Consider the following 381-nt stretch of genomic DNA (forward strand, 5'->3'; position numbering starts at 1 on the left):
GCTTGCTGCCATCATCACGAGTGATTACCGTCCAGTCCCCCATCGACTTGTCATTCGCTGTCGCCATTAGCGGCGGCCAGTTTGCCGCGCACTTGTCATTGCACGCGGACTTGCCAGCGGAGTCCTTGGCAAAGGTGTACAGGGTCATGCCCTTTTGATCGGTGTACATGCCGTCCTTTTCCATCGCCGGATCGGCCGCCATGGCCAGCCCCGGCAATGTCAGGGCGGCAGCCATCAGCAGGGCTTTGAACGAAGCAGTCATCTGAGTCATGGAAACCTTCTTTTGTGGTTATCAGGATTCGGACTTAGAGCTTAGTCGAGGATGGGTGCAAATGTTGCGCGCCTGAAATACTGTCACACGACTGCAATAATTCCGTTATC

The 381-nt window shown here is 55.1% G+C and carries 1 protein-coding gene; it reads right to left on the reverse strand.

Annotation, left to right across the window (positions count from 1 at the left end):
• The coding region (locus tag AC0T7J_RS25525; RefSeq protein WP_473798628.1) for a COG4315 family predicted lipoprotein at positions 1-271 on the reverse strand (271 nt) is incomplete at its 3' end.
• Between the last annotated feature and the right edge of the window lie 110 nt (positions 272-381).

It is taken from the genome of Pantoea sp. E956-1, assembly GCF_982223955.1.